Origin of the sequence: Sphingomonas sp. PAMC26645 (assembly GCF_004795835.1) — a bacterium.
Taxonomy (GTDB): domain Bacteria; phylum Pseudomonadota; class Alphaproteobacteria; order Sphingomonadales; family Sphingomonadaceae; genus Sphingomonas.
The window spans coordinates 2,321,546-2,337,157 of the sequence record NZ_CP039249.1; the positions used below are offsets into that span (position 1 = coordinate 2,321,546).

The window sequence follows — 15,612 nt, forward strand, 5'->3', positions numbered from 1 at the left end:
GCCACCTCGAAGAAGTAGCAGCACGCAACCGGGAGAATGCAGGGTGGATTCGAGCAATCGACGCCGCGTACAGTGTATCTATATCGTTGGCGAGAAAACCGGCCAAACGTTCAAGGAGATATCCAGGTTTGTTCTAGGCAATGCGAATTACACTATCATCAGCATCCCCGATTTCGACGAATTCGTACGCGAAATCGAAAATATCGAGCCGGGATGCGTCGTCGTGAAAGCGAGCGCGGTGCAACTCGCGCAACTCGCCCTTGCGCGCGTAGAGAGCGCTCGATCGCCGCCGTTGTCGTTGATCCTGCTGGGGGACACACTCGACGTGGCGACCGTGATCGAGGCGATGAAGGTGGCATCGATCCAGTTTCTCGCGCGGCCTTTCGATGCATCGCATCTGCTCGCGGCGTTGGCGGAAGGGTTCGATAGCCTGGATCGGGAGTTGCAGACCACGACCGCGGATCGGGCTGGCGTCGATCAGTTGGCGTCGCTGACACCGCGCGAGCGCAACGTGTTCGAAGGGCTGATCGATGGCCTGTCCAACAAGGAGATCGCGAAGCGGTTGGCGATCAGCCACCGGACGGTCGAGGTGTACCGCGCCAATCTGGCGGTGAAGCTGCATTCCAAGAAACCAACCGACTGGGTACGGCTGAAGTTGGGGCTTTCGCCGGGAACGGCAAATCGGCGGCGCGACGACACGTCGGCGGAGGAACCGGTCGTCGACACCCCGGAGATCAGGGCGACACGTCGATTGTGATCGTGTCGCTGTAACGCCCTGACGGCATGCCTGCCACCTCGCCAACGGTGACGCGGAGTTCGAGCGCGATGCCGTCGATCGTCAGCGGCGGGGCGATCGTGCGCGACGACGGCCCCGACAGGTCGACGGGTGTTCCGTCGATCGCAAGGCCGTAGGGGATACGCGCCTTCCCCGAGTCACTGCCGATCAGATGACCCGTGTTCGCCGATACGACGAGCAGATGCGCGACGGTGTTTGCCCGAACCTGAAGCATCGCTGTGCGCTGTTCGCCGGTGGTGAGCGTGCCGAGATCGATCGCCTGCGCCGACGTTCCGCTGGCAAAGCCACTGCTGGTCCCGGCGAAGTTCGCCTGGGCGCGGGCGATGCTGCGCAAGAGGAGCGTCGATCGCGCGGAGAAACCGTCGGCAGCATCGGGCGTCCGGAGCATCGCCTGGACGATCCGGGAATATTCACCCGCCGCGATCACCGAATCCTGGTCGACCAGCAGTCTCCAGACGATTGTGACGCGCGGCCGCGCCGTCGTCAGGCGGACGGTCGACAGATCGGGGGAAAGCCCTGCCACGACGCCATCGCCGGGCTGCACCTCGATCCGGTACACGAGCGGCCGTGTCGCGTCGCCGAACCGGATCGTGCGCAACGGCGCCGACGCATCGTCGACCAGTGCGACGGTTGCCTCGCAATCCGTACCCTCGACCAGATCGACGGTCGTTCGCAGCGATCCCTCGCCGGGGGTCATGCCGAACGGGTCGTAGGCGATGGGGCTCGCGACCAGCGTGCCGATCCGGACATCGCACGCGAACGCGGTAACGGGCATCGCCAACCCCAGCACGATCGCGGCGCCGGGAAGCCAGCGGCTAAGGGCGGACTGCATGAAGCGTACCGACATCGACTATTCCCTTCGAGAGTTCGGAGACGACGAACTCGACCGTGGCTACGGTTTCGATCGTCACGCGGTAGTGACCGGGCGAGAGATGGTCGGCCGCGAACCGGCCCGCGTCGTTGGTGAAGATCGGCCGTTTGCCGAACGCCTGGTCACCGATCTTCTCGATGACGCCGGAGTAGCTCGACACCGGCCCGCTGGCGGTGACGATGAACCCCATCGCGATCCGCGACGCCGCCGATCCGACCGCGACTCGGTAGCCCGACGCGGAGCCCGGAAAGGCGAGCAATTGCCCATCGCCCAGATCATAGCCGGCCGGCAGCGGATCGACGTCGTAGATGTCGAGGATCGGGCTGAACACCCGGTTAAGCGGCACCAGTGGCGCGCCAAGCCAATCCTGTCGGCCGACCATGTAACCAGCCTCGTCCTTGATCGTGACCGCCGCGCCGTCCAGCGTGGCGTGTCGATCGAAGATCGCGAAATTGCCGACGCCGGGGCGACCGATCGAGACCTTGCCATCCGCAAAACCCAAAAAGGTCGAGGCCCGCAGCCGCGTCTCGCGCGCGCCGATGCCGGTCGGCGAGCGGGAATATTGAAGGTCCTGCTCGATCGACGCGATGAACCGGTTGCCGAAATAGCGCGCATCGCCGGATACGCCCGCACGCTCGTCGCTGCGACCGAGCTGGATCCGGCCCGACAGATCGCCGACCTGGTCGATCGGACTCCGGCTGGCCTCGATCACCCCGGTATTCTGGCGGGTGTCAACTCGGGCTGCGATCGTATCGCGTCGCCCGGTGCGCATCGACAGGCCGAGCAGGCCTTGCGGATGCCAGCCGCCCGGCAGGTTGCGCTCGACACCCAGGGTGGCCGTCCAGACGAAGCGACCGCGCGTGACATAGCTGTTCAGGTCGAGGCCTTGCCGTCCGGTGTTGCTGCGCGTGCTGCCGTAGCTTGCGATCGCGGCGAGACCGTAATTGCCGCGTCGCCAGTCGGCACGGGCATCGACATGCCAGCGCTCGTCGTTGATCCGTCCGTCGCGATCGAAGGGCGACGAGAAGTCCTTGCTGTAGCGGCTCGACAGGACCGTGAAATTCCAGGTGTCTCGGTCGAGCGTCAGCGTCTGAAGCCAGTCTATGCTGAACGCGGTCCCCTGCTTTCCGTCGAACCGGCTGGTGCTGGCTTGGCCACGGAACAGCCCGATCGGCGTGCCGACCACGCCTTCCCCGCTGACCTGCCAGTTGCCGTCCGCATATTGCCCGCCCGTGCCGAGCGTGAAGCGGTTGGCGAACCCGTGCCGGATATAGCCGGTCGCGGTCATCGGACCGCCATAGCGGCGCTCGCCATTCTCCTGCCGACCAAGTGCGGCGCCGAAATCGGTGAGCCCGCCGGCCAGCATCGCGGTCGCGGTGAAGAAGGCTGCCGATGCCACCTCGTGACGGCCAAGATCGTCCTCGACGATCAGCCGGACGTCGTTCGCGCCGAACTGCGATGACAGATCGGTCAGCTGATAGCGGCCCGGATCGAGGCGCAGGCGGCGCGTCTCGACGCCGTTCGTCTCGACGATGATCGTCGATGGCCGGTCGAGCGTCACACCGCCGCGCCCCGAGGGACGGATATTCTCGAACGGCCGAATCCCCTGATAGTCACGCGCAACCGCGATGCCGAGGATCGTGTTGCTGCCTTGGAAACCCGTGATGCGCGGCGTCAGCTCTCCTGCTGCGTAGCGGATAGCCGAGTCGAAATCGTCATAGGTCAGCCGCGTCACCGCTCGATCGAACCCGTAATGCCCGCCGTCATGCTCGGCGAGGACACCGCCCGACCGGAGGGTAACGCCGGGAAACGCGCCGAACGTGACGAACCCGTCCGCCGTCACGCGCAACGGCGACCGTCCGCGGTCGGGCCCGCTGTCGATGAATCCCTGATCGATCGCCAACCCGACACCGCCCGCAAGCCTTGCCTGCTGCATGTATCGCGAGGGATCGGGACGAACGTCGCCGCGCATGCTGAGCGACTGGAGCGCGAGCGCGCTCGCCGGCACGGTAACGGCGACCTCGAGCGTGGCCGGATCATAGCCGACATGGAACGGCGGGACGTCGAGCGCGTCGAAGCGTGCCCGGAGAGCCGGTCCGACTTTCGCCTTCAGCTTGGCGAACAGCGTGGCGTCGATGCTGGGACCGAGCAGCGCCAACAGGCGGACGGCGTCGATATCGCCATTGCCCGCCGTATCGACGCGAACGCCGATCTCACCAACCAGGCGCCCGTTCACGAGCAACGGCGCATCAAGGTCGACGAGGCCGCGCGGAACCAACGGCGGTGTCACCAGGGGGGGGGTCATCAGGGGGGTTGTCGTTGGAGGCGGTGTCACCAAGGGCGGCGGTATCGCAGGCTGGACATCCTGAGGGAGGGTGGGGGGACCGCGCCCGTTCTCCTGCCGGGCCTCACCGGCGCCAGCGACGGCATCGTCGGCCGCGATTAGCGCGGCGACGTCCAGCGTCGCGAACGGGACAACGGCTGCACCCGCGGCCGAACCGCAGGACAGTGCGCAGAGGCTGACCGCCGATCGCCTTAAGTACCGTTGGGCACGCCAAGGAGACCGTCGTGCGCGGTCATAGCCCGCGGCCACCTCGCTCCTCCGGAAGAGCGCCGATGATAAGCTGGGCGGGCCCCTTGATCGTGTCGACAAGGGACATTTCACGCGATGCGCCAGGCATCACGAAGACGGCGTCGCCGTAGCGGATCTGGTCGAGCGCGAGCGGTTCGACCTTGTCACCGCGTTTCAACTGCCAACTGTATAGTGTCAGGTCCGCGACACCGGCGCCGCTGTTGGTCATTCGTCCGTGCAGCGCGCCGTCCTTTCCGAACACGAGATCGCCGGTCATCGCCAGCGCGGGCTTCAGCGAGTCCGGCTGGACGATCGCGGTGGTGTTGAAATTGAGCGACATCGCCAGGTGGCTCTGCATCGCCGCCGCTGCGTCCTGCTTGACCATCTCGGTGGAATTGGTCTGCTTCACGCGCAGGACGAAGACCTTGCCCTTGTCCATCGTCGGCGCACCGACATAGCGGACCTGCATCAGCTGCGACTTGTCGCCGGCGATGCTGGCTTGCGGCGGGAAGATCAGGAAATCATTGGGTGCCGGGGTGAAGGCCCGCTTGCCGGCTTCGTCGACCGTAACCGAGAACGGCTGGAGCTCGACGTTGAGGACTTCGGCACGGGTATTGGTCACCGTGATCCGGGCCGTCGATCGCGCGCCGCTGGGCGTCAGCGTGTAGATCATCGGCTGTACGCCGTAGGCGAAGGCCAGCGTCGATGTGAGGGCCGTAAGGGCGAGGCTGGCGATGACGCGACGCGATGTTCTCAGCACGATGTTTCCCCCCGGAAAAAAGGAGGTGGACGCCACCGGATTGCAGCGTCCACCCCAGTAGAATCAGCCGACCGTCACATCCCAGCTCTCGGTGTAAGAACCAGCGAGGAAAGGCAGCGACTGCAGCGTGACCGAGAAATTGCCCGGCAGGCCGTTGGCGACGGTCGCATCCGGTGCGCCGATCCCCGACGTAACCGCTGCGCTGGTCATGTTGACGTTGTTGAACGGCAGAAGGTTGCCGTCGAGATCGAGCGTCAGGTTGTAGTGGACCTGCGACGAGGACGGACCTGCGAAATAGCCATTGGCGGCATCGACGGTGATCGCCTTGTTGCCGGCCTTGTTGCAGGTGACCAGCACGCCCGCGATGTTCTGCAGCGTCTGGTGCGAAGGATCGAACGAACGCGCGGTCATGTCGACCTTGCAGACCGGCACGATCGTGCCCGTCGTGGTCAACGTAGCAGCGCTCGCAACACCGGCAAATGCGGTCGAAGCAACGATGGCGATGGAGAGAACCTTAAATCCGTTCATGATGAATTCCCGTGCTGTTGATCGACTGGATCGCCGATGGTCTTTGTCTACACACTAGCCTTCGTTCACAAATCGTTCAGTTGAATAGGTCTGATTGACTATCGATATGCTGCAATTTCCGTTGAACATGCACTGATAGCGACAAGGCTATTCTTTGCGCCTGGGGTGCTCCGCTGACATTCATCTTTGCATAGATCGACCGCAGATGGGCGCGCACCGTGTTCACGGAGATGTTGAGCGTCCGCGATATCTCCTTCGGGCAGACTGCGTCGGCCACCCCCTGGAACACTGGCAGTTCGGACGGCGTCAGGCCGAACATCGCGCCAGCTATGCTTGCGTCGATCAGCGCGCGCGAACTGATATCGTCGAGCGTGACCAGCAACACCCAGGATCCCTCGACGATGGTCTTGAGAATCGTCACCGCGACCCAGCGCGATACGCCGAAAGGCAGGATCAACGCCGCCACCGCCTCGTCGCGCGACAGCGCGAGCGCCGCCTGCTGCTGGAACAATCGATTGGATGCAGGTTCGGCAAATCGCAGGCGGTGGCCGACATGCGGGGCGACCATGCCGACATCGAGCAATCGCTGTCCCGCCTGGTTCGTTCGCTGCAGCCGCAGCGCATCGTCGAGCACCAGCCGGGCCTGCGCATCGAGTTCGAACCAGGCCACGCTCCAACGCTGTGCAAGTGCGCTCGGGCTGGGCCGCGATAGCATATCCATTCTGTCGATGACGCTCATAGGACCCCTTGGAATGTGCCGCTGTCAGAGTTGCAGATATTCCGTGCTTCGATCTCGGGATGGATTCTATCTTGTCGGTCGCCCAACCCCTCATGTCCCTACATCCAACCAATCTAATCGAAGTTAAAGTACGTATGGCAACTTAGGTAATGGCCCTTACGTACTAGTCCGTAGTCGATCTTGATGTTGGCTAGTCGGAAAAGTCGTCGGATGATGACCCAACAGGATCTTGAATATTGCAGACACGGTAGAGTGATACTTCAATAAAATCCGAGGGATGGGGATAATTGCGAGATGCACGCGGATTGCGAGCGCGAACCGATCACGTTTCCCGAACGCATCCAGAGTTTCGGCTTTCTGCTTGCGGTTACCAACAACTGGGTGATCGAGAGGGCATCGGCGAACCTGTCCCAGTTTCTCGGGATGGAGGCCAAGTCCGCGATCGGCATGCTTCTCGACCGCGTGATCCCGCAGCCGGCGATGCATCACCTGCGATACCGCGTTGCGATGCCCGGCGCCGGCCGGGGGATCGACCGGATCTTTGGCTTGCGCTTGAGGCCGGGGGGAGATCTTTACGACCTCGCCTTTCACCTTAGCGGCAACCTCCTCATCATCGAAGGCGAGCCCTGCGGGAGCGACCAGCCAGCCAGTGCGGCGACCCTGGTGCGTTCGATGATGGGGCAAGTTCAGTCGCAGGCTACGGTCGATTCGCTCTACATCGACGCCGCGCGCCAGGTCCGCGCGATCACCGGCTTCGACCGCGCGCTCATCTATAGGATCGACGACGACGGTACCGGGCAGGTGATCGCCGAGTCCGCAAAAGCCGATGTCGATCCGCTGCTGGGACTGCACTTCCCCGCCACCGACATCCCCAGCCAGGCGCAAAGCCTGTATCTCCGCAACCCGTTCCGGATCATCGCGAACGTCGCCGCGGCACCCGTTGCACTGGTCTCGTCGGGCTCGGGCCGGACTGCGCCGCCGCCACCACTCGACCTGACACTGGCAGTCACCCGCGCGGTATCGCCGGTCCATATCGAGTATCTGCGGAACATGGGCGTCGCGGCCTCCTTGTCGATCTCGATCATCATAGACAACACGCTCTGGGGCCTGTTCGCCTGCCACCATTTCACGCCGCGGCTGCCGAGCTTCGTCATGCGCAGCGCCGCCGAACTCTTCGGCGCGATGTTCTCCCTGACGCTGGAGAACCGGCTGCATGCCAGCGCCGCCGCGGACGATGCACGCAACCGTATCGCGATCGAGGAGATTGCCGCCGCGGCAACGGCAGACCCGACGTGGCTGGCCGATCCGACGTGGTTGAGCACGGCCATTGCGAAGGTCATAGCCTGCGACGGCATTGCGCTGACGAACAACGGCGCGCTCACCATTGCCGGGACAGTGCCCGACAAGGCTGCAATCATGACGCTGGTCGAAAGCCTCGACAGGGCGGATATCGACCGAGTCTGCGCAACGGACTGTCTTGGCCATTCTGAGCGAGCGGCGGGCGTTCTCGCCATTCCCATCGCCCGGTCACCTCGCGACTATCTATTGCTGTTCCGGCAGGCGCGCGCCCAAGAGAAGCGCTGGGGTGGCGATCCAGATCCTGTCGTCGTCGTCGACATAGGCGAACCACCCAACGCAGCGAGCTTGCCGCATCCCAGAACCAGTTTCAGTCCGTTCGTACGCGGCAACCTCGGTCAGTCTTCGTCGTTCACCGATAGCGATTGCCGTGCTGCGGAGATGATCCGAACGGCATTCGACCGCATCCTGCTCAAGCTGCTGGTGAGCGAGGCCAGTCACGCCGAGCAAGGGTCTGCGCGACAGGATATGGTGATCGCCGAACTCAACCACCGGGTCCGCAACATCCTGACGCTGATCCGCGGCTTGATCGGCCAGACTGCAATCGACGGTATTGGAACCGAGGATTACGTCGCGGCGCTTGGCGGTCGCGTCCAGGCCTTGGCGCGCGCGCACGATCACGCGACACGGGGCGATGGCATCTCCGGCACGCTGATCGCGTTGCTGGATGATGAGATCGCCGCGTTCGTACCGACCCGGCGCGATCGGTTTCAGATGTTCGGACCCGCCGTTCGGTTCGATGCGCAGGCGCTGGCAACATTGGCGCTCGTCATCCACGAACTCGTCACGAACAGCGTCAAGCACGGCGCGTTCTCGACCAGCGGGACGGTCGAGTTGCACATTACCAACGATACCGACGGCGTGCGCATGGCGTGGCGCGAGCGCCAGGGTCCGACCCCCTCCGAGCCAAGGGAGCGAGGGTTCGGTTCGGTCATCATCGAACGCATGATCCCGTTCGACCTGCAAGGTCTCGCGCGGACCCGCTACCCACCTGCAGGGTTCGAAGCCGACTTTTTCGTGCCCGCGGCGCATGTCGTAGCCGAGGCCGAACTGCTGGTGGCGATTCCCATCGGAACGGCATCGTCCGACGCACCGTCGGAACGTCCCCTGGCCGGACTATCGGTGCTCCTGCTCGAGGATAACATGATCGTCGCGCTCGAGGCGGAGGACCTGCTTCATCAACTGGGTGCCGCGAAGGTGGAGATCGCAGCCGACCTGATCGGCGCCGAGAAAGCGATCGATCGCGGCGGCGTCGACATTGTCATGCTCGATATCGGTATAGGCGACCTCAACAGCGCACCGCTGGCACGCCGCCTCTCCAGCGTGTCGATCGCCTTCTTCTTCGCCAGCGGCTACGACGAACGCCCCGGCCTGGCGTCAGAATTCGCCGACATACCGATCGTCGGAAAGCCGTACAGCCTTACCAATTTGCGCATGGCGGCCACCCAGTCCCTGATGAGATAGATCCCGTTTCCATTGCCAAGCTCCGACAGGCACTGATCTCGGTGACGCCAGCGTTGCAGGAACGCGAACTCGCCACGATCGCAGCCCTGTCCGATGCTATTGCCGCAGCGCTTGAGGACCGCGGCGTTCCACCGCTACACGCGGCGCTGGCTGCACAGGTCGAAATGACGGCGATCGCTCATGCGCAGATTGAGTGGCTGAACGACAAAGCATAGGGCTTGGCGAGCGGTTCGCGATGGCGCGGCAAGCCCTGCGAGAATTGCGGTAGCGGAGACCCGAATGAGGATGGAAGTACGCGCGACGTTCATGCGTGGCGGCACCAGCAAGGGGCTGTTCTTCGATCCCGCGGATCTGCCTGCCGACCCTCTGGCTCGAGACAGGCTGTTGCTGCGCGCTATCGGCAGTCCCGACCCTTATGGTCAGCAGATCGATGGTATGGGCGGCGGAAGCTCGAGTACCAGCAAGGCTGCGCTCGTCAGCAGGAGTGCCCGCCCCGGGTACGACCTGGACTATTACTCGGCTGCGCTACCCATCGATGCCGCGTTCGTGGACTGGAGCGGCAATTGCGGTAACCTCGCAGCGGCGGTGGCCCCGTTCGCGTTCCATCGCGGCATGTTGGAGGTGCCCCGCGACGGCATCGCTCCCATCCGCATCTGGCAGGTCAATACGGCAAGGCTGATCGTGGCGCACGTTCCGTTCCGCGGTGGTCTGGTAAAGGAGCATGGCGACTTCATTCTGGACGGCGTTGCATTCCCCGCGACCGAAATTCGACTGGACTTCGAAAGCGGACCAGATGCGCCTGATCTCTTTCCGACAGGGTCTCCGACAAGTGTCATCGAGTGGTCGGGCGGGGTACCCTTCGAAGCAACGTTGATAGATGCCGGAAGCCCGACGATCTTGGTCCACGCAGACGCTCTGGGGCTGACTGGCGTGGAGACCGCGGCGGAGGTGAACGCCAATCCGGAACTGCTTGCTAAAGCCGAGCAGATGCGAGCTCATGCCGCGGTTCGCCTGGGCTTTGCCGCAACCCCTGAGGAGGTTACCGCGCGGTATCGGCAGAGCCCCAAGCTGGCGTACGTCAATCGCGCTCGGAATTATGTCACGGCCAGCGGAACGCACGTGGACGAGGCCTCGATCGACTTGGTGGCGCGTACATTCTCCATGGGCAAGCTTCACCACGCCATGACGGGGACAGGGACGGTGGCAATCGCAGCTGCGGCGGCGGTTCCAAATACCATTGTGAGCAGGGTCACCGGCGTTCGCAGCATGGTGCGCATAGGCCACGCCTCCGGATCTGTTCCGGTTGGCGCCGAGTCCGAAAACGAAGACGGCTGGCGGATCAGACGTACCTCGTTCAGCAGATCCGCTCGCATATTGATGGACGGTACAGTGTTCATTCCTGTCTAGGCACCGGGCCTTGAGGGGCAATCGAAGAGCCATGAAACCGATATTGCATGAGGGCGCCTCCGAGATTGCCCTACACAACTACGAACGTCTGAAATTGAAGGCGATGGAGGCACTAGAACGGCGACCTATGGGTCTCGTTGGACACAAGCTGAGTTAACGAGGCGGCGTTCCGATCCGCGTTTTGAGTTCGGTTCGTATAATCAGATATCGTTAGCCAAGCGGTTTCAGCTTAGCCGCTATGGTAAGCAATGCGCGCAAACCCGCGGGCACTTGTCGCCGTCCGGAGTAATAGAGGTAGAAGCCTGGCCCCATCGTCGCCCAGTCGGTCAGCACGAGGCGGAGACGGCCATCGGCGACATGCTCGGCAAACAGGGCCTCAAGACCAAATGTCAGACCCGCACCGTGCAGTGCCATCGCCAATGTCGAGCGACTATCGTCAGCGGTCATGGCGCTTTTGATGGGCACGTCGAAGTCGCCGTCCGGCCCCTCGAACTCCCAGCGGTAGATGCTGTCGTCGCCGAGCCGAACGCCCAGGCAGCGGTGATGCTTCAGTTCGTCTGGGTGCGTCGGCGTGCCACGCTCCTCCAGATAACCGGGAGATGCGGCAACCACCCATCTGAGGTCGGCTGAAAGACGCTGCGCGATCATGTCTTCGGGTACGGTGCCGCCATAGCGCACGCCTGCGTCGAACCCTTCGCCGACGACATCGACGATACGGTTGCTGGAGACGAGATCCACTTCGATACCGGGGTGACGGCGAGCCAGTTCGGCGAGCACGGGGCCTAGGACCAACGTTACCGCATCGACCACGGCATTGATGCGGATCTTGCCGCCAGGATTGGCACGAAGCTGATCCAGGTTTTCGAGTGCGGAGCCGATGTCGGCAAATGACCCGGAGACCGACTGCTCGAGCGTCTTGCCGGCCGACGTCAACGTCACGGACCGGTTCGTCCGGTTGATCAGTCGGACGCCAGCGCGGGCTTCGAAATTCTTCAGTGCATGGCTCACCGCGGAGGCGGACACGCCAAGCTCAAGACCGGCCCGACGGAAATTCCGGTGCCGCGCGATCGCCAAGAAATAGGCGAGGTCGGTGAGGTTGGTTCGGGTGACGAGCATCTTGCGATGTTGAAGCAGATTCATCCTTGCATCAACCACCGTGGCGGTAACCGTCTCCGTGCAAAAGCGTTTAATAGGCCTGATCGGCGCCCCTTGGCGCGCCCAAGGAGGATCGCCGATGGCCAGCGAGAGTTTTCAATTGTCACGACGGGAGATGCTGAGGAGCGCCGCTACTACGGCAGCAGCATCCGCCATCGTGAGTGAAACGGCCGACGCCGCGCCGCCGGTGCAAGCCCTACCGACGTACGAGGTCGCTTTGACCGTGAACGGCAAGCCCTGTGCGCTGACGCTCGACCCGCGGACGACGCTGCTCGATGCGTTGCGCGAACATCTGCACCTGACTGGTACCAAGAAGGGCTGCGACCACGGGCAGTGCGGGGCCTGCACGGTCATGGTCAACGACGAGCGGATCAACGCCTGTCTCAGCCTCGCGGTCCAGCATGACGGCGATGCCGTGATCACGATCGAGGGGCTCGGCACGCCCGAGCACCTGCATCCGATGCAGGCCGCCTTCGTGAAGCGTGACGGATATCAGTGCGGTTACTGCACCCCGGGGCAGATCTGTTCCGCGGTCTCCGTGCTGCAGGAAATCCGGCGTGGCGTTCCCAGCCATGCGCAGGTCGATCTGATGGCAGCGCCGCAACCGACTGGCGCCGAAATGCGCGAGCGGATGAGCGGCAACATCTGCCGCTGTGGTGCCTATTCCAACATCGTTGAGGCGATGGCCGACGTTGCAGGAGCCAGCGCATGAGAAGCTTTACCTACGAGCGGGCACGGACGCCTGCGGACGCGGCACGTATCGTCGCAAGCCATCCCGGCGCGCGATTCCTGGCCGGCGGTACCAACCTGCTCGATCTGATGAAGCTTGAGATCGAGACGCCGACTCATCTGGTCGACGTGCAGGACCTTAAGCTCGACCGGATCGAACCGACCGACGTTGGCGGGCTGCGGATCGGTGCGTTCGTCAGCAACACAGCGCTTGCTAGCGACGAGCGGGTGCGGCGGGATTACGGCGTCCTCAGCCGCGCAATCGTCGCAGGTGCCTCGGGCCAGCTACGCAACAAGGCGACGACCGCGGGCAATCTGCTCCAGCGGACGCGGTGCCCGTATTTCTACGACACCAACCAGCCCTGCAACAAGCGCAAGCCAGGGTCGGGCTGCGCTGCGATCGGCGGCTATTCGCGCCAGCTTGCCGTCATCGGATCGAGCGACGCGTGCATCGCAACCTATCCAGGCGACATGGCGGTTGCGATGCGCGTGCTCGATGCCACGGTCGAGACGGTGAGGGCGGACGGCAAGACGCGATCCATCCCGATCGGCAGCTTCCATACGCTGCCGGGCAACACGCCCGAACGCGAGAACGTGCTCGATCACGGCGAACTCGTCACCGCGGTGACGTTGCCCGCGCCAGTCGGTGGTACGCATGTCTACCGCAAGGTGCGCGACCGGGCGTCCTATGCGTTTGCACTCGTTTCGGTCGCCGCCATCGTCCAGCGCGACGGCAACGGACGCGCAGCGTTCGGTGGTGTCGCCCATCGGCCTTGGCGCGTGGAGGCTGCGGAGGCAGCGATGCCGAGTGGCGCGGTCGAAATGTCGAAAGCCGTCTTTGCCGGCGCGCGGCCGACCGACGACAACGCATTCAAGATCCCACTCGCGACGCGCACCCTCGCGGCGGTCATTTCAGAGGTGAAGTCATGATCTTCGACACACCCGCAGGCGCCAATCCGACCGACCGGATGAAGGTGCTCGGCAAGCCACTCGATCGCTACGAAGGGCATCTGAAAACCACCGGCACCGCGACCTATGCTTATGAATGGCAGGATGTCGCGCCCGGATTTGCGTACGGTTACATCCTGGGCGCGGCGATCGCCAAGGGCCGGATCACCACGATCGATACGCGCGATGCCGAACGTGCGCCCGGCGTGGTCGGTATCGTTACGTACCTCAACGCCGGCAAGTCCGGGGTCGGAAAGTTCTACGTCCAGAAGATGCTCGCCGCGCCGGAGGTCGACCACTATCATCAGCCGGTAGCCGTCGTCGTTGCGGAGACCTTCGAACAGGCTCGTGCGGCAGCGGCGCTGGTGCGGGTCGACTATCAGCGGACGGCGGGGCGGTTCGATCTAGCCGCGCAGAACGCCACCGCGCCGGTTCCGCCGGAGGGCGAGTTTGGCGGCCCCAACGAGAAGCAGGTCGGCGATTTCGCCAAGGCGTTCGCCGCGGCACCGGTCAAGGTCGACGAGACCTATACCGTGCCCGACCAAGCACATGCGATGATGGAGCCGCATGCCTCGATCGCGAAGTGGGACGGCGACCGCGTGACGTGCTGGACGTCGATCCAGCAGATGAACTGGGGAACGCGCGACCTCGGGCTAATTCTCGGTATTCCCAAGCAGAACGTCCACCTGATCTCTCCCTACATCGGTGGCGGCTTCGGCGGTAAGGGGACCGTGCAGGTCGATCTGGCGCTGGCGGCGATCGCGGCACGAATGGTCAAGCGCCCGGTGAAGATCGCGCTGCAACGTCCGATCATGTTCAACACCACGATCCACCGGCCCAGGACGATCCAGCGTGTGCAGCTGGGGGCGGGCGATGACGGGCGGCTGACCGCGATCGGTCATGACAGCCTGTCGGGCAACCTCGTCGGTGGGCGGACCGAGCCTACCGTCACCTCGACGCGGACGCTGTATGCGGGTGCGAACCGGCTGACCCGGATGCGGCTGGCCACGCTCGACCTCGCCGAGGGCAACGCGATGCGGGCGCCCGGCGAAGCCCCTGGCCTGATGGCACTGGAAGTGGCGATGGACGAGCTGGCAGAAAAGCTGAAGATCGATCCGATCGAGCTTCGCGTGGTGAACGACACGCAGGTCGATCCCGAAAATCCGAACAAGCCTTTCTCGACCCGAGCCTTCGTCCGTTGCCTGCGGGAGGGCGCCGAACGCTTCGGATGGGACAAGCGCCAGAGCAAGCCCGGCGCGGTCCGCGAAGGGCAATGGCTGATCGGTATCGGAATGGCAGGGGCGATCCGCGGCGGCAAGATCGCCAAGGCCGGCGCGCGGGCCCGGCTCGATCGGCACGGCGTCGTGACGATCGAAACCGACATGACGGATATCGGCACCGGCAGCTACACCGTCGTCCAGCAGACTGCGGCCGAGATGATGGGCGTCACGCCCGACCGGATCGTGGTCAAGCTCGGCGATTCCACCTTCCCGGAAACGCCGGGATCGGGCGGGCAGCAGGGCGCGCCTTCCGTGACGGCGGGCGTCTACGCGGCGTGTATGAAGCTTCGCGAAACCGTCGCCCAGCGACTCGGCTTCAACACCGCCGACGTCGACTTCGCGGACGGCCAGGTGCGCAGCGGCAACCGTTCGGTGAAGCTCGCCGACGCGGCAAAAGACGGCGACCTCGTGGTCGAGGACCTGATGGAGTTCGCCAAGCTCGCCGATCAGTTCCAGCAGCAGACGTTCGCGGCGCATTTCGCCGAGGTTGCGGTCGACGCCTATACCGGCGAGGTCCGGGTGCGGCGCATGCTTGCGGTCTGCGCCGCAGGACGCATCCTCAACGCCAAGACCGCGCGCAGCCAGGTGATCGGCGGCATGGTGATGGGCGTCGGTGCGGCGCTGATGGAGGAGATGGCGATCGACAAGCGCTTCGGCTTCTTCGTGAATCACGATCTCGCCGGCTATGAGGTGCCGGTCCACGCCGACATCCCGCATCTCGACGCCTTCTTCATCGACGAGGTCGATCCGACGATCTCGCCGGTAAAGGCCAAGGGCGTCGGCGAGCTGGGTCTGACCGGGGTCGCGCCAGCGGTCGCCAACGCGATCTACAACGCGACCGGCGTCCGCGTGCGCGAGTATCCGATCACGCTCGACAAGCATCTCGACGCGCTGCCGGCGCTGACGTGATCGCCCGACCAACGCTGGCACGCGCAGCATTCCTGATCCAGTTCGGCATCCTGCTAGCGCTGATGTTGTCCGTCAGCTCTGTTCAAGCACAAAGAGGA

13 protein-coding genes are annotated in these 15,612 nt (G+C 64.0%); 7 read left to right on the forward strand and 6 right to left on the reverse strand.

Annotated elements, in window-relative coordinates; genetic code table 11:
• Positions 1-223 precede the first annotated feature (223 nt).
• Positions 224-757: a LuxR C-terminal-related transcriptional regulator gene (locus tag E5673_RS19665; RefSeq protein WP_210731726.1), complete on the forward strand. Its 534-nt coding sequence runs from the start codon at positions 224-226 to the stop codon at positions 755-757.
• On the opposite strand, the gene E5673_RS10935 is transcribed toward E5673_RS19665, so the two are convergent.
• From E5673_RS10935 to E5673_RS10955, 5 genes are all read right to left on the reverse strand, one after another.
• Positions 735-1,643: a hypothetical protein gene (locus E5673_RS10935; protein WP_136190021.1), complete on the reverse strand. Its 909-nt coding sequence runs from the start codon at positions 1,641-1,643 to the stop codon at positions 735-737. The two genes, E5673_RS19665 and E5673_RS10935, sit on opposite strands and share 23 nt — an antisense overlap.
• Complete coding sequence (locus tag E5673_RS10940; protein WP_136190022.1) at positions 1,612-3,972, reverse strand: fimbria/pilus outer membrane usher protein; 2,361 nt, start codon at positions 3,970-3,972, stop codon at positions 1,612-1,614. The genes E5673_RS10935 and E5673_RS10940 overlap by 32 nt, the downstream gene beginning before the upstream one ends.
• A 271-nt stretch (positions 3,973-4,243) precedes the next feature.
• Complete coding sequence (locus E5673_RS10945; protein WP_136190023.1) at positions 4,244-4,999, reverse strand: fimbria/pilus periplasmic chaperone; 756 nt, start codon at positions 4,997-4,999, stop codon at positions 4,244-4,246.
• A gap of 63 nt (positions 5,000-5,062) precedes the next feature.
• Positions 5,063-5,527 carry a hypothetical protein gene (locus E5673_RS10950; RefSeq protein WP_136190024.1) on the reverse strand — a complete coding sequence of 155 codons (465 nt, stop codon included), beginning with the start codon at positions 5,525-5,527 and terminating at the stop codon, positions 5,063-5,065.
• 76 nt (positions 5,528-5,603) lie between these two features.
• Positions 5,604-6,266, reverse strand: coding sequence for a LuxR C-terminal-related transcriptional regulator (locus tag E5673_RS10955; RefSeq protein WP_136190025.1), 663 nt, complete (start codon positions 6,264-6,266; stop codon positions 5,604-5,606).
• Between the two features lie 294 nt (positions 6,267-6,560).
• Here E5673_RS10955 and E5673_RS10960 point away from each other — a divergent pair, with 294 nt between their 5' ends.
• The 3 genes from E5673_RS10960 (at position 6,561) to E5673_RS10965 (ending at position 10,493) form a co-directional block, all read left to right on the forward strand.
• Positions 6,561-9,086 carry an HWE histidine kinase domain-containing protein gene (locus E5673_RS10960; RefSeq protein ID WP_136190026.1) on the forward strand — a complete coding sequence of 842 codons (2,526 nt, stop codon included), beginning with the start codon at positions 6,561-6,563 and terminating at the stop codon, positions 9,084-9,086.
• Between the two features lie 41 nt (positions 9,087-9,127).
• Positions 9,128-9,301: a hypothetical protein gene (locus tag E5673_RS19670; protein ID WP_168711607.1), complete on the forward strand. Its 174-nt coding sequence runs from the start codon at positions 9,128-9,130 to the stop codon at positions 9,299-9,301.
• Between the two features lie 64 nt (positions 9,302-9,365).
• Positions 9,366-10,493, forward strand: a complete 1,128-nt coding sequence (locus tag E5673_RS10965; protein WP_136190027.1) for a PrpF domain-containing protein — start codon at positions 9,366-9,368, stop codon at positions 10,491-10,493.
• Between the two features lie 210 nt (positions 10,494-10,703).
• Here E5673_RS10965 and E5673_RS10970 read toward each other — a convergent pair whose 3' ends face one another.
• Entirely contained in the window at positions 10,704-11,609 is a 906-nt protein-coding gene (locus E5673_RS10970; RefSeq protein ID WP_136190028.1) for a LysR family transcriptional regulator, read from the reverse strand.
• A gap of 118 nt (positions 11,610-11,727) precedes the next feature.
• On the opposite strand from E5673_RS10970, the gene paoA reads away from it, so the two are divergent.
• The 3 genes from paoA to paoC are packed head-to-tail and all read left to right on the forward strand — an operon-like array spanning position 11,728 to position 15,514.
• Positions 11,728-12,360, forward strand: a complete 633-nt coding sequence (gene paoA, locus E5673_RS10975) for an aldehyde dehydrogenase iron-sulfur subunit PaoA (RefSeq protein WP_136190029.1) — start codon at positions 11,728-11,730, stop codon at positions 12,358-12,360.
• A complete protein-coding gene (locus tag E5673_RS10980; RefSeq protein WP_136190030.1) occupies positions 12,357-13,307 on the forward strand; it encodes a xanthine dehydrogenase family protein subunit M in 951 nt (316 codons plus the stop codon). Before paoA ends, E5673_RS10980 begins: the two co-directional genes overlap by 4 nt.
• Positions 13,304-15,514: an aldehyde oxidoreductase molybdenum-binding subunit PaoC gene (gene paoC, locus E5673_RS10985; RefSeq protein WP_136190031.1), complete on the forward strand. Its 2,211-nt coding sequence runs from the start codon at positions 13,304-13,306 to the stop codon at positions 15,512-15,514. The genes E5673_RS10980 and paoC overlap by 4 nt, the downstream gene beginning before the upstream one ends.
• Positions 15,515-15,612: the final 98 nt, after the last annotated feature.